We start from the raw sequence: 13,460 nt of genomic DNA on the forward strand, positions 1-13,460 counted from the left end.
GAGTTGGTCGCGCATCGGCGGGTCGTAGGAGTTGCGCCGCTGCGCATTGTTGATCGTGATGCGGGCGATGCCGGACTCCGGCTCCCGCTCCATCAGCACGCGTTCGTCAGTCAACGGCTCTTCCCTCTCCCGTTGCGCCCTGGGTCGTAGGCGATCCTAGGTGAAATCTTTATATATTTCACGACGTCGGTGAGCGTCATCACCCTCGCGGCGGACTGGCGGCCCCGTTCGGAGATCGTCGGGTCGCGCCTGGTGTGCCGAGGGTGCTGTCGCGGGGTGTCGGCGCCCGGATCCCGCTGCGCCGCACCTGCCGAGGTTGATGGAAATTATATATATGTTTTGCTAGCTTGTGGGCTGCTGGCGTCTCTCGTGGGCGTCGGCCAGGTCGGGGCGGCGCGAAGGACGGCTGGGGCGGGTGCTCCGCGAGACGGCACAGCTCCTGCCGGCACAGCGGCGATCCGCTGCCTGTGGGCGGCACTGTGAGGAGGAGGGCAGACCGTGAGTGTTCCAGCTGTGGACCCGGGCGACGAGCTCCGCTCGTTGGGCGCACGACTGCGCCGGTTCGAGGACCTTGAGGAGATCCGCCAGTTGTACATCGACTACGGGCGCCACCTCGACGCGGGGGACCCGGCCGCATACGCGTCGCTGTTCGCGCGCGACGCCAGGCTTCGGCTCGGCCCGGTCATGCGCGCGGACGGCCGGGAGGAGATCGAGAAGGCGGCGGCCAAGGTGGTCCGGCTCGCCCCGGACGGTTCGAGGAGCTCCGTCCACCTGCTCGCGTCACCTCGCATCGAGCTCACCGCCGGCAGTGACACGGCGTCCGGCGAATGCGTGTGGGCGGCGATCTCGAGTGCGCCGGACGGCGCGCCCAGGGTCCTCGTCGGCCGGCATGTCGACGTGCTGGTGCGTGAGGACGGGCGCTGGTGCTTCGCGCGCCGTGCCGGCCTCATCGGCATCGGGGCTCTCGGCCCGGCGGACGGCCAGGAAGCCTAGCTGTTCGCCGTGGGATGGCCGCGTGCTCCCGCGGCCGTCCCACGCGGTCGTCGGCACAGCCCGACCCGGGGAAAGATCCTCAGGAACGTGCGCATCGTGGCCACCGCCGTGCCCGATGGAACGGGAGTGTGTGCCCGATGAGCAGGGACGCGGCGGTCGTCATCGAGGTGGGGGCGCCGCGGGCTGACGTTGCAGACGTGGCCGCCGAGTTCGGGTAACGTCCAGCCGACCCGGAATTATCTGGCTATTTTCGGCGGAGGTCCGGCCTCGGTCACTCGGGGCACCTGGGCGGCCGCGTGGAGGGCAGACGGATCAGTATCAGGGTCGTTCAATGGGGAACAGGCGCCGTGGGGCGGGAGGCGCTGCGGGGGATCATCAACCACCCGGCGCTGGAGCTGGTGGGCGTGTGCGTGAACGCCGCGGACAAGGAGGGGCGGGACGCGGCGGAGCTGTGTGGGCTGGCCGACCCGACCGGGGTCGTCGCCACCCGCGACAGCACCGCTCTGCTGGCGTTGCAGCCGGACTGCCTGTCCTACTTCGGGCCCGGCCCGGGCCGGGAGAAGGCGGTGGTCGCCGATCTCGTTCCCTTCCTGTCTGCCGGCGCGAACGTGGTGACGACGTCCCTGGCCGGGATGGTCTACCCGCCTGCCGCGGATGCCAGAAGCCGCGAGCCGCTGGCAGCCGCGGCGACCAGCGGCCAGACCTCCTTCTTCGCCACCGGGATCGAACCGGGCCTCGGCAGCGACCTGCTGCCGCTGAGCCTGCTGTCGGCCTGCGACGACGTCGAGTCGGTCCGGATCCAGGAGATCGCCGACTACAGCACCTACGGTGTCGAGGAGGCCATGCGGTTCGCGTTCGGCTTCGGCAATCCGCCCGACCAGCCCGGCATCCTGTTCACCGGCGACCTGCTCGTCAACGAGTGGGGAGCGGTGATCAGCCAGCTCGCCGACGCTCTCGGCCTGCGTCTCGACGGTATGGACACCGTGCACGAGGTCGCCACGGTGGACACGGACCTTTCCACGGCGATCGGCACCCTCCACGCCGGTGAGGTGTCCGGCGTGCGCTTCGAGGTGCGCGGACTGCTGGACGGCCGTCCGGTGATCATCCTGGAGCATGTGAACCGGATGGGAGCCGAGGTCGCCCCGGACTGGCCGCACGGGAGCGCGACGGACACCCTCGTCTACCGGGTCGAGATCGAGGGCCGCCCGGCCATGCGCTGCGAGCTGACCTTCGACCAGGTGGTCGGATCCGACCACGGCCTCATCGCCACGGCGATGCGCGCCGTCAACGCCATCCCGGCGGTGTGCGCGGCACCCAGCGGGCTGCTCAGCGCCCTCGATCTGCCGGTGATCGCAGGGCGCAACGTGGTGCGCCGGGTCTCATAGCGAACTCCGAACCGGTGCGGATGCTGCTCGGGGCCGGGAGACCGGCCCCGAGCAGCATGGCCATCCGTACTAGGTGAAGTTGGTGAAGGTGGGTTCGGACCAGGTCCGTTCCTTTGTCACCGGCCAGCAGATGAAGGGCTTTTTCGGATCGCCCACGGGCTCGAACCGGCCGTTGTGGACCTTGACCAGGGTGATGCATTCCTGCTTGTAGCCATGGGTCACCGGGTCCGCCTCGGTGGGTGGCTCGTGCTGGCGGCTCCAGTCGATCGGGTCGATCAGCCCGTCCGCGCTGTAGTTCGTCATCCTGTTGGTGGCGGCGATGACCGACGCCCGGGTGAACGACGGGCCGGCGGCCTTGATGCCCTGGTAGGCGAGGTCGGCGTCGATCCAGCCGAGCATGGCGTACTCGGTGAGCTCGGACCCGGCCTTCTTCATCCAGGTCGAGAAGGTCTTCAGGCCTGAGGAGCCGGCGTCGGCCTCGAACGGGCGGAAGCGCGGCAGCACGTAGTCGCCCTCGAACAGGTCGCCGCCCGCGGCCACGAACTTCTGGTCGTAGGTGTTCTGGTGCACCATCGGGACATCGCCGACGCCCTGGCGTTCCATCTCCTGGGAGAAGGTCTTCATGGAGTTCAGGTCGATGCATCCGATGACCAGCTGGACGCCGGCGTTCTTCATCGCCGTAACCTCGGGGCCGGCGCCGTTGGGCAGGCCGTACGCCAGGGTGTCGTTCATGTAGACGACCTTCTGGCCGAACTTCCCGCCGAACGTCTCGATCGACCGGACGACCCCGTTCGCGCAGTTCTTCGACGGCGCCGCGACGCCGATTCCGAGCGCCGCGATTCTGGTGGCGCCGGCGAGCTTCGCGATATAGGACCAGTAGGTCTGGGTGCACTCGATGCAGAAGGAACCGGTGCTGGAGAAGGCCGAATCCTTGCCGACCATGTCACTGGCGTTCGCCGGCAGGGCGTAGAGCGGGACCCCTGCCTCCGCGAAGGCACCGAAGCCGGTGGCGAGAAGCGGCGCCGAGAACGTGCCGAAGGTGTTGTTCGCGGAGACGATCTTCAGTGCTTCCTGCTGGTTCTTGCCCAGCTGGTCGTCCACCGTCTCGGCGACCACCAGTTTGCGGCCGTGGACCCCGCCCTCGCTGTTGCGATAGGCGAAGTACGCGTTCACGCCGCTGGCGAAACAGTCCAGGATGCAGGTGCCCAGCGGATTGTTGCTCTTCGTGCCGAGCATCGCGAACCGGATCTCGCTGTCGGTCACGCCGGGCCCCGCCGCCGTTCCCTGAGCCCCGCCGGACACCCCGGCGTCGGACGTGTCCGCGACCTTGCCCGACGAGTTCGAGCACGCCGTCACGGCCAGGAGGAGCCCAGCCGTCAGGACCGCCAGGCCGCGCAGTCGACGCGCCGGCGGGTTCCTGCGACGGCGTTCTCTGGGCGTGTTGAGTAACCAGTTGTCAGACCTTTTCACGGGTACTCCTCCCGGAGGGCGTGCTCGTTCGAGGCTCGTGCAGGTGTTCGCGGCTCCGCGGTGAGACCGTGCCCTCTGCGTGCCGTGTTCGCAGGCACCCTTTGCCGTGGCCGGTGGCGCAGGTTGCCGTGGCCGGTGGCACAGGAGCATGCGGTGTGCAGGGAGGCGGGACGTGGCGCACCTCCCTCGTTTCGGTGCTCGTCGGTTTGCGGGAGGATGTGTGACGTCCGCCACGAGGTGTCGAGGCAAAATATATAGAGATTAACCGCACCGTCAAGAGGTAGCTGCCTGTCCGAGTGGCTCTGCCGGCCGCTCGGCTCCCTCGTGGCCGGCGACCCGGTCGCGGTGGGCCACGCCCGGCGGCCGCCGGGCGTGGCCCGGTAGTGGCCCGGTCTGGCGCTGACGCGCCTGCGTCACTCCGTACGGCATCGCCGGAGCGCTCATGCGATGGCGTGTGCGAACACGGGAAAAGGGCCGATGTCGGCGGGCAGATGGACATTGGTGAGCCGTTCGCCGACTGTGGTGTCCGGGATACGGCGGAGGAGACCGGGCCCGACGTCAGGATCGACCACACCGGCGGAATCTGTTCCGACCCGGGTCGTGTCCTCGCCTATGGCGGCGGTGAGATTCTCCAGCAGTTCAATATCTGCCGTGTCGGCCGCCCGATCGCGGGCGGATGGCGCGCTGGACGTACATGCGCGAGGTGCAGGAGCAGTTCTGCCCGGAGCCCGCGAGCATGCCCATGCCGGCGCCGGGAATCGCCCGGGTGAGGTCGGCGTCGTCGAACAGTCTGCGTCCAAAATGGGTACTTCAACGCCGTGTATACGGATGGTTTGTCGCTCTGTCCACGTGGATGCGGAGCTGAGCGAACGGCGGGCCGCGCTAATGTATAGATGTATTGGTCGGTCTGCGGCGTGTGGGCCGAGGGGGCGGGCCTGACGTCCTACCCCTGGCAGGGCTCGAGGGGATCGTTCGTGAGCGAGAGTTTCATCGAGTACGAGGCGGCGGAGCGGGTCGCGACGATCACGCTCAACCGGCCGCAGGCGGCGAACGCGCAGACACCGGAGCTGCTTGACCAGCTTGACGAGGCGTGGCGGCGCGCGGCCGATGATCCGGAGGTCCGGGTCATCGTTCTGCGCGCCAACGGGAGGCACTTCTCCGCCGGGCACGACATCAAGGGCGTCGGCGGAGCCGGGAACGGCCAGCGGCCGGCCATGACCCTCGGTGGGATCTACGCCGTGGAGGCGAAGCGGTTCCTCGAGTACTCGCTGCGCTGGCGCAACGTGCCGAAGCCGTCGATCGCCGCGGTGCAGGGTGTCTGCATCTCCGGCGGCCTGCTGCTGTGCTGGCCGTGCGACCTGATCATCGCGGCCGACAACGCGAAGTTCTCGGACCCGGTGGTCAACATGGGGATCGGTGGCGTGGAGTACCACGGCCACACCTGGGAATGGGGTGCCCGCAGGGCGAAGGAGATGCTGTTCACCGGCCGCGGGATGGACGCCCACGAGGCCGAGCGGGTCGGCATGGTCAACCGGGTCGTGCCGCTCGACGAGCTGCGCACGGCGACCCACGAGCTGGCCGCGCAGATCGCCCAGATGCACCCGTTCGCGCTGCGGCAGGCGAAGCGCGCGGTCAACCAGACGCTGGACGTGCAGGGTTTCTACGCGGCCGTGCAGTCCGTGTTCGACATCCACCAGACCGGCCATGGTCATGCGCTCAGCGAGTCGGGCCTGCCGATCCTCATGCTGCTGGACGACATGAAGTCCCAGATCGGCAGGTAGCCGGTCGCCCGGTTCCGACGGCCGGGCCCGCCCGTCGGCGCCGGGCCGGGCCCGTCAGAACTGGGTGCCGCCGTCGATGTTGATGACCGCGCCGGTCAGGTAGCCGGCGCGGGGGGACAGCAGGAAGGCGAAGAGCTCGCCGACCTCGGTCGGTGTGCCGGGGCGGCGCAGGGCGACGTCCATGTGCCACTCGTCGACCATGACCTGCTCCAGCAGGCCCTCCGGTGGCACGCCGCGTTCCTGCGCCAGGTGCTGGCGCAGGCCGGCGAGGGAGTCCGTCTCGATCGCGCCGGGGCAGACGCAGTTGGCTCGCACGCCGGCGGCGCCGTACGCCCGGGCGATGGTTTTGGTGAAGGTGGCGATGCCGCTTTTCAGGGTGATGTAGGGCAGGCGGTCGGGGTGGTAGGCGCGCATTCCGTAGGCGGCGGTGGTGACGATGGTGCCGCCGCCGGCCGCGACGAGGTGGGGGACCGCGGCGCGGACCGCGCGGACCGTGCCCATGAGGATGTCGTCGAACGCCTCGGCCCACACCTCGTCGGTGGCGTCGGCGAGCCCGCGGTGTGAGCCCTGGCCGGTGCCGGTCGTCACGGCGATGCCGGCCAGCTCGCCGAGGGCGTCGGCCGCTTCGGTGAGGATCCGGTCGGCCTCGCCTGCGGTGTTGACGTCGGCGACCAGCGCCGTCGCGCCTGGGCCGAGCTGGCGGGCCGCGGCCTGTGCCCGCTCGCGGCTGCGGCCGACGACCGCGACCCGGGCGCCCTCGGCGACCAGCAGCTGCGCGGTGGCCAGCCCCATGCCGGCCGTTCCGCCGACGACGACGTACGCACGGTCGCGTACTCCGAGATCCATCCTCGGCTCCGATTCTGTGAGCGGCGGCAGGTGAGGGGCGGCCGGTGGGACGGCGGACGCGGCGGCCCGGGCGGGCCGCCGCGTCCGCCGCGTGATGGTGTGATGATGCGCTGCGGTTCAGGCCGCGCGCGGCATCCCCAGGATCCGTTCGGCGATGAGGTTGCGTTGGATCTGGGAGGTGCCGGCGGCGATGCTGTACTGCAGCGACCAGAGGTAGGCGCGGGCGGTCTCGACGCCGTCGATGCCGGCGCCCTGTACACCGCCGATGGCGGCGCGGCCGAGGACCCGTACCGCGAGTTCGCTGAGTTCCTGGCTGAGCTCGCTGAAGCGCAGCTTGACGGCGGAGCCGGTGGGTGCGGGCAGTCCGGTGGCCTCCGCCTCGGCGATGCCCTTCTGGGTCATCCGCCACAGGCCGTCGGCGTTCGCCTCCAGCCGGCCGACGTGTGTGCGTAGCGCCGGGTCGTCCCAGGCGGTGCCGCCGCCGGTGGCGGGGACGAGACGGGCGGCCCGGACGAGGTCGCGCAGCTGGGTGCGCAGGGTGATGATGTGCTGGGCGAAGGCGGTGCCGCGTTCGAAGCGCAGTGTCACGTTGGTGACCCGCCAGCCGTCGTTCTCGGCGCCGACGAGGTTGGCCACGGGTACCCGGACGTCGGTGAGGAACACCTCGCAGAAGTGGCTCTCACCGTCGATCGTGCGCATGGGGCGGACCTCGACGCCGGGGGAGCGCATGTCGAGGATGAGCCAGCTGATGCCGCGGTGCTTGCGGGCGTCCGGGTCGGTGCGGACGAGCAGTTCGCAGTAGTCGGCGACGTGCGCGCGGGTGCTCCAGATCTTCTGCCCGTTGACGACGTACTCGTCGCCGGCCCGGACGGCGCTGGTGCGCAGGGAGGCGAGGTCGGAGCCGGCGGAGGGCTCGGAGAAGCCCTGGCACCAGATGTCCTCGCCGCTGAGGATGCGGGGGAGGTGGTAGGCGCGCTGGGCGTCGGTGCCCTCGGCGATGAGGGTGGGGCCGGCGTGCATCATGCCGACGAAGTTCACGCTGATGTACGGGGCGCCGGCGCGGGCGTACTCCTCCAGGTAGACGAGCTGCTGGGTGACCGGTGCGCCGCGGCCGCCGAACGTGGCCGGCCAGTGCAGGCCGGCGTAGCCGGCGTCGTGGAGCTTGCGCTGCCAGGCGGTGTCGTAGGCGCGCCGCGCCGGCCAGTCGCCGGGAGGCGGCGGCGGTCCGTGCGCGGGCACCTCGGCTTCCAGCCAGGTGCGGAGCTCGGCGCGGAACGCCTCGTCCTCCTCGTTGTAGGTCAGGTCCATGCCACTACTCCTGATCAGGGGTCTGGGCGAACAGCGCGCGTACCGCGGTGAGGTCGACCTTGCCCGACGGCGTGCGCGGCAGGGACTCGACGACGAGCAGCCGTGCCGGCAGCTCGTAGCGGGCCAGCACGCCGGCCGCGTCGGCGAGGAGCTCCTCGGCGGTGACGGTGATCCCGGGTCGGGGCTCGACGGCGGCCACCGGGACGGCGCCGAGGCGGGGGTCGTCGAGCCCGACGACGGACGCGCCCCGCACCCGCGGGTCACGTTCGAGGGCGGCCCGCACATCGTCGGGGAGGATCTTGAACCCGCCGCGGATGATGGCCTGGTCGGCGCGGCCGAGGATCCACAGGAAGCCGTCGGTGTCGAGCCGGGCCAGGTCGGTGGTGCGGGTCCACCCGGCCTGCTCGCCGAGCTGGCGGGCCCGCACCTCCAGCAGCCCCGGCTCGTCGGGACCGAGCGGGGCCCCGGTCTCGGGGTCGACGACCCGCAGCTCGCAGCCGGCGTGGGCGCGCCCGACGCTGCCGCGTTTGGCCGTCCAGTACCGCTCGTGGTCGGCGAGGTTCCAGCCGGCCACCCCGCCGCCGAACTCGGTCGCGGCGTAGGACGTCAGCACCGGCACGCCGTACCTGAGCTGGAAGGCGTCGGCGTCCTCGGGCGACAGCGGCGCGGTGCCCGAGATCACCGACCGCACGCTCGACAGGTCGTCGCGGTCGAGATCGGCGTCCAGCACCATCCGCAGCGCCGCGGGGACCAGGCTGACGGTCGAGGGCCGGTGGCGGCGTACCGCGTCCGCCCACTGGTCGACCCGGAACTTCTCCAGCAGGCAGAACGCGCGGCCGTCGTTGACGCACTGCAGGACGCGGAACAGCCCGCCGAGGTGGACCAGCGGCGCGTTGACGACGACGACGCCGCGGCGCAGCCGCAGGCCGGCGTCCGGGTTGCGCTCGTAGTGCTTCGCCCCGGCGAGCACCAGGGAGAAGGTCTCGTAGGTCAGCGGCACCCGCTTCGGCGGGCCGGTCGTCCCACTGGTGAGCATCTCGACCGCGGTCTGCGGGCACAGGTCGCCGTCACCCACCGGCGGCCCTTCGCCGGTGACGCGCACGACCCCGAGGTCGTCGCTGACGAACCGGCGCACCAGCGCCTGGGGCGCGAAGGCCGCGAGGTCCGCGGAGGAGCCGGCGACGGTCCCGACCGCGAGCGACTCCAGGTCGGCGCGTACCCGTTCCACCCCACGGCCCGGATTGACCGCGACCACGCAGGCGCCGTGACGCAGCAGTCCCAGTAGCAGGCCGAGCTGCGGGGGGCGGTTGCGCAGCAGCACCGCGACCCGCTCACCCGGCCGCACCTGCGGTGCGAGCGCGTCGGCGGTCGCCGCCAGCTCGCCCCAGGTGTGCCAGCGCTRCTCGAACTCGACCGCGGGGGCGGACGGGTCGAGCGCCAGCACCTTCCCGAGCCGCTCGCTGAGCGTCGGAAGCTCGGCTGTGCCAGGGGCTGTCATCGGTACCGCCGTTCCGGTCGAGGCCTGACCTGCCAGTGCGCGCTGACGGGCGCCTGTCCACATACGGAGGGCGCCGTCGGATGCGACCTGGTCATGACGCCGCGACCTCGCTTCCGACTGCGGTGCCGAGCCGCGCGGCGTGGGACGACGCCGTGCCGAACTGGTTCTCCAGGACCCAGGCCCGCTTCAGGAAGTAGTGCGGGAGCATGTCCCAGGTGAAGCCCATGCCGCCGAGCACCTGCACGGCGGCGCGCCCGTTCGCGATCCCGGCCTCGCCGGCGAGCAGCTTCGCCGCGCTCGCGGCACGCTGCGGGTCACCGGCGCGGGGGTCGGTCGCGACCGCGGCGGCGGCGTACGCGGCGGCCCGCGCCAGCTCCACCCGGACGTACATGTCGGCCAGCATGTGCTTGATCGCCTGGAAGGAGCCGATCGCGACGCCGAACTGCTCGCGTTCGAGCGCGTAGTCGCGGGCCACGTCGAGCGCGCCCTGCGCGACACCGACCAGCGCCGCGGCGCTGAGGATCTCGCCGTGCAGCCGCAGCCGGCCCGCCTTGGGCGCACCACCGACCACCCGGCCCGCGGGGACGTCCGGGAGGACGGCGACGGGGGTCAGCGGGTCCAGCGGCGCCCCGGTGACGGACGCCGCCACCTCCGCACGCGGGCAGATCTCCAGCCGGTCGTCGTACGCCACGAGCAGCACGTCGCACTCGTCACCGTGCTCGACGACCAGCGGGCCGGTCGTCGAGCCGGCCACCGAGCCGTCGATCGTGACGCCGGCGACCCGGACGGTTCCCTCGGTCGCCCCGTCGACGAAGGGCGCGGCGAGGGTGGACCAGAGCACCGGTCCGCCGGCGAGGTGCGCGCCGAGCTGCTCGAACGCGATCGCGGCCTCGATGAGGCCCAGCCCCGAACCGGCCTCGGAACCGGGCGCGGCGTCGTCGAGGAGCAGGCCGAGCACGCCGAGCTCGGCCAGTGCCGACCACAGCGCGGCGTCCGTGGGCTTGCCCTCGCGGGCCGCGAGGTCGTCGAGGGCGAAGTGGTCAGCGCAGAACGCCCGGACGGCGTCGCGCATTGCCAGCTGGTCGTCGTCGAGGCGGAACTGCATGGGACGTCGTCACCTATCGCTAGTCGGGCATATATCTAGATATTAATCCGATACCCCTGTGCCCCGCACGACACTGTCCCCGCTTTTCGGGCCGGACGCGCGGCGATCGCCCCGGGAGGCGCCGTCAGGCGGCCACGGTCCGGCCGATGATCTCGGTACCGAACGCGGCGACCCCGTCGAGGACCTCGGCGCGGGTGTCACCGGGCACGCTGACGGTGAGCCAGCTGACGCCGGCGGTGGTCAGTGCGGTGACGCGGTCGAGCCGCTCGTCGACGGATGTCGCCCGGTTGGCGAGGGTCGGCTCGGACCAGCAGATGTCGAAGGGCCCGGTGGCGCCGGCGCGCTGGGAATGGACGTACCGGATGGCAGCCGCGAGATCGTCGACGGACTCGATCGTGGCGGTGCGGGACGCCGCGGCGAAGCCGCCGGTGTGGAACGGCGCCCAGCCGTCGAAGCGGGCGGCCCGGCGGATGGCCGGCCTGCTGTTGCCACCCACCCACACCGGCGGCCGGCGGCCGGACGGAGGCACCGGCCGGAACCGGACGCCGCGAGCGGAGAAGTCCGATCCCTGCCAGGCGAGATCGTCACCGGTGAACACCGCGTCGAGGACGGCCAGGGCCTCGTCCAGGATCTCGCCGCGCCGGTCGAAGTCGATGCCGAGAGCCCGGAACTCCGGCCGGAGGTAGCCGGCGGCCACGCCCAGGATCAGCCGCCCTCCGGCGAGCAGGTCGAGACTGTGGACGAGCTTCGCGCCCAGGAGCGGGTTGCGGTACGCGGGGACGTAGATGTTGGTCAGCAGCCTCAGGCCGGGGTCGGCCGCGGCGGCGAACGACAGGGCGACGAAGGGGTCCAGCGCGTGGTGCCCTCCGTTGTCGAGCCAGCGGGCGTCGGGGGCCGGATGATCGGTGACGTTCACCGCGTCGAAGCCGGCGGCGGCCGCGGCCCGGGTGAGCTCGGCGATYGCCTCGCCGGTGACGAACTCCTGCGGTCGGTGCGCCCGATGGGTGGGCAGCTCGAAGGAGAAACGCACGGGGGGCTGGACGTTCTGCTCGGCCGGCGACGACAGGGCGGAAGCCATCTTGGCGGTGTTCTCCTTGCCTGGCGGAGCGGTTGACTGACGGCGGGCCCGGTCCGCGCGGACACCCGGGGCCGTGCGATGGTGGATGTACACCGGCCTGGGGCAGTCAGGTTGCGGCACGCGCCGACCGGCCCGCCGAAGCTCTCAAAATATCTAGATATTCACCCTACGGTCGGGTGGCGGTGCGGTGCAACCCCTGCGGCGCGGTCGCGCGCGGAGGCTGGGTGTGGCCTGCGGTGGATCGCCCGCCACGGATCGCCCGCCACTTGACGTGACGCTTAATATATAGATGTTTTGAGTTGGCGACCTCGCTGTGGGTGGGTGACGGTGCAGGAAAGCGATTTCAGTGAGGCGCTGGCCTCGGTTCGCCGGTTCGCCGGTTCGTGCGCGAGCGTGTCGTGCCGGCGGAAGCCGAGATCGAGCGAACGGATGCCATCCCGGCGGGCATCCGCACCGAGGCGGCGGACATGTGGGGCTGTTCGGCTTCGCGATTCCGGAGCTGTACGGAGGCCTGGGCCTGTCGATGAGCGAGGAGGTCCGGCTCGTCTTCGAGCTTGGCTACACCACCCCCGCGTTCCGCTCGATGTTCGGGACGAACAACGGCATCGCCGGCCACGTCCTGCTGGAGGGCGCGACGGAGGAGCAGGAGAAGGCCTACCTGCCACCCGGACGGGACCGTCCTGCGCGAAGTACTTCGCCTCGGAGGCGGTGGGGCGCATCGCCGACCGGGCCGCCAGATCCACGGCGGCAGCGGATACATGCGGGGCGTGCCGGTCGAGCGCTTCTACCGCGACGCCCGGCTGTTCCGGATCTACGAGGGCACCAGCCAGATCCAGCAGATCGTCATCGCCCGGCAACTGCTGGCCGGCGTGGGCTGACGGCTCGCCGGTGCCCCGGGCGCCGGGCCGGCCCGGCGCCCGACCGGCGGATGTGCCGACGTCCGCCGGGTGGCCGCCGAATTGCGCGCCTGCGGGAGTGGCGTCACGATCACAGACAGTGGAGGACTGTACTGCCGCACCTGGGGGAGGAACGAGCGTTGGGCGAACGTGGATCACCCGGCCCAGAGCTGCGCCAGGACGGCGAGCTGCTGATACTCGATCTCGGCCCTGACCAGAACCTCTTCGACGGGAACCGCGTCGCCTGGATCAACAGTCTCCTGGACGAGGTGGAACAGGCCCCGACGCCGCGCGCCCTCATCACCACCGCCTCCGGGAAGCACTGGTGCAACGGCGCTGACCTCGGATGGATCTTCGGGATCGGGGAAAGCGGGCTCGAGTCCTTCGCGGCCGACGTCCTCCGGCTGTACGCCAGATTCGTCGCTCTCCCCATGATCTCCGTCGCGGCCCTTCAGGGGCACGCCTTCGCCAACGGGGTCATGCTCGCACTGGCGCACGACTACCGCCTCATGCAGTGTGGTCGCGGYCGCATGGGCCTCCCCTACGCCGATGCCGGCTTTTTCTACACCTGGGGTGAGATCAGTCTGCTGCGGGCGAAACTTCCCCCGTTCACGGCGCTGGAGATGACCACGACCAGCCGGACCTACGACGCGGACGCCGCGGCGGAGCGCGGTCTCGTCGACCTGGCTGTCCGGGACGAACCCGTGCTGACGGCCGCGGCCGAGTTCGCCCGGCCGCTGGCCTACAAGAACGCGGGTGTGATCGAGGCACTCAAGCGGCACCTCTTCGCCGACGCGCTTGAAGCGCTGTGCGGGCCGCGGGCCACGGCCACTGGTCATGGCGGCCACGAGCCGGCCCGCCCCTCACTCGAACGCTGGTAGCACCCTCGCGCTCGAACGGCCGCAGGCTGGACCAGGCCAGATCGATCGGTATTTCCCCCGCACAACGGGTGCAGCGACACGAAGGGGAACACGACCACGCCGAGCTCGGCGACCTACCCGCCCGGGGAAGCAGTTCCTACCGGTGGCGAAACGAGCCGTTCGTACGGCCGGGAATTCGGGTGACCCGGATCGACGGTAACACCGATGTGCCGCTGTACC

At 71.1% G+C, this 13,460-nt stretch carries 10 protein-coding genes and 2 pseudogenes; 5 read left to right on the top strand and 7 right to left on the bottom strand.

The window, feature by feature from the left end:
* Positions 1-93: pseudogene (locus CcI49_RS44625) on the bottom strand (enoyl-CoA hydratase/isomerase family protein); the annotation flags it as partial.
* Positions 94-498: 405 nt separating this feature from the next.
* Between CcI49_RS44625 and CcI49_RS35860 the strand changes: the two are divergent.
* Complete coding sequence (locus tag CcI49_RS35860) at positions 499-993, top strand: nuclear transport factor 2 family protein (protein WP_083749919.1); 495 nt, start codon at positions 499-501, stop codon at positions 991-993.
* A gap of 347 nt (positions 994-1,340) precedes the next feature.
* Positions 1,341-2,378: a hypothetical protein gene (locus CcI49_RS35865; RefSeq protein ID WP_076833999.1), complete on the top strand. Its 1,038-nt coding sequence runs from the start codon at positions 1,341-1,343 to the stop codon at positions 2,376-2,378.
* 69 nt (positions 2,379-2,447) lie between these two features.
* Here CcI49_RS35865 and CcI49_RS35870 read toward each other — a convergent pair whose 3' ends face one another.
* Positions 2,448-3,848 (bottom strand): ABC transporter substrate-binding protein, encoded by a 1,401-nt coding sequence (locus CcI49_RS35870; RefSeq protein ID WP_083749920.1) that lies wholly within the window; start codon positions 3,846-3,848, stop codon positions 2,448-2,450.
* A 974-nt stretch (positions 3,849-4,822) separates the two neighbouring features.
* On the opposite strand from CcI49_RS35870, the gene CcI49_RS35880 reads away from it, so the two are divergent.
* The gene (locus tag CcI49_RS35880; protein ID WP_076834059.1) at positions 4,823-5,629 is read left to right on the top strand and encodes an enoyl-CoA hydratase; all 807 of its coding nucleotides are present in this window, start codon (positions 4,823-4,825) and stop codon (positions 5,627-5,629) included.
* A gap of 54 nt (positions 5,630-5,683) precedes the next feature.
* Here CcI49_RS35880 and CcI49_RS35885 read toward each other — a convergent pair whose 3' ends face one another.
* The 5 genes from CcI49_RS35885 to CcI49_RS35905 all read right to left on the bottom strand — a co-directional run bounded on the left by CcI49_RS35885 (position 5,684) and on the right by CcI49_RS35905 (position 11,464).
* Positions 5,684-6,475, bottom strand: a complete 792-nt coding sequence (locus CcI49_RS35885) for an SDR family oxidoreductase (protein ID WP_076834002.1) — start codon at positions 6,473-6,475, stop codon at positions 5,684-5,686.
* A 117-nt stretch (positions 6,476-6,592) separates the two neighbouring features.
* Positions 6,593-7,783 (bottom strand): acyl-CoA dehydrogenase family protein, encoded by a 1,191-nt coding sequence (locus CcI49_RS35890; RefSeq protein ID WP_076834004.1) that lies wholly within the window; start codon positions 7,781-7,783, stop codon positions 6,593-6,595.
* Between the two features lie 4 nt (positions 7,784-7,787).
* Complete coding sequence (locus tag CcI49_RS35895; RefSeq protein ID WP_076834006.1) at positions 7,788-9,281, bottom strand: fatty acid--CoA ligase family protein; 1,494 nt, start codon at positions 9,279-9,281, stop codon at positions 7,788-7,790.
* A 91-nt stretch (positions 9,282-9,372) separates the two neighbouring features.
* Positions 9,373-10,386 (bottom strand): acyl-CoA dehydrogenase family protein, encoded by a 1,014-nt coding sequence (locus CcI49_RS35900; RefSeq protein WP_076834008.1) that lies wholly within the window; start codon positions 10,384-10,386, stop codon positions 9,373-9,375.
* A 124-nt stretch (positions 10,387-10,510) separates the two neighbouring features.
* Entirely contained in the window at positions 10,511-11,464 is a 954-nt protein-coding gene (locus CcI49_RS35905) for a TIGR03619 family F420-dependent LLM class oxidoreductase (protein WP_076834061.1), read from the bottom strand.
* 327 nt (positions 11,465-11,791) lie between these two features.
* On the opposite strand from CcI49_RS35905, the pseudogene CcI49_RS44630 reads away from it, so the two are divergent.
* Both CcI49_RS44630 and CcI49_RS35920 read left to right on the top strand, forming a co-directional pair.
* Positions 11,792-12,342: pseudogene (locus CcI49_RS44630) on the top strand (acyl-CoA dehydrogenase family protein).
* 158 nt (positions 12,343-12,500) lie between these two features.
* Positions 12,501-13,241 (top strand): enoyl-CoA hydratase/isomerase family protein, encoded by a 741-nt coding sequence (locus CcI49_RS35920; RefSeq protein ID WP_076834062.1) that lies wholly within the window; start codon positions 12,501-12,503, stop codon positions 13,239-13,241.
* The last annotated feature ends 219 nt before the right edge of the window (positions 13,242-13,460 follow it).

Origin of the sequence: Frankia sp. CcI49, from assembly GCF_001983215.1 — a bacterium.
Classification (GTDB): domain Bacteria; phylum Actinomycetota; class Actinomycetes; order Frankiales; family Frankiaceae; genus Parafrankia; species Parafrankia irregularis.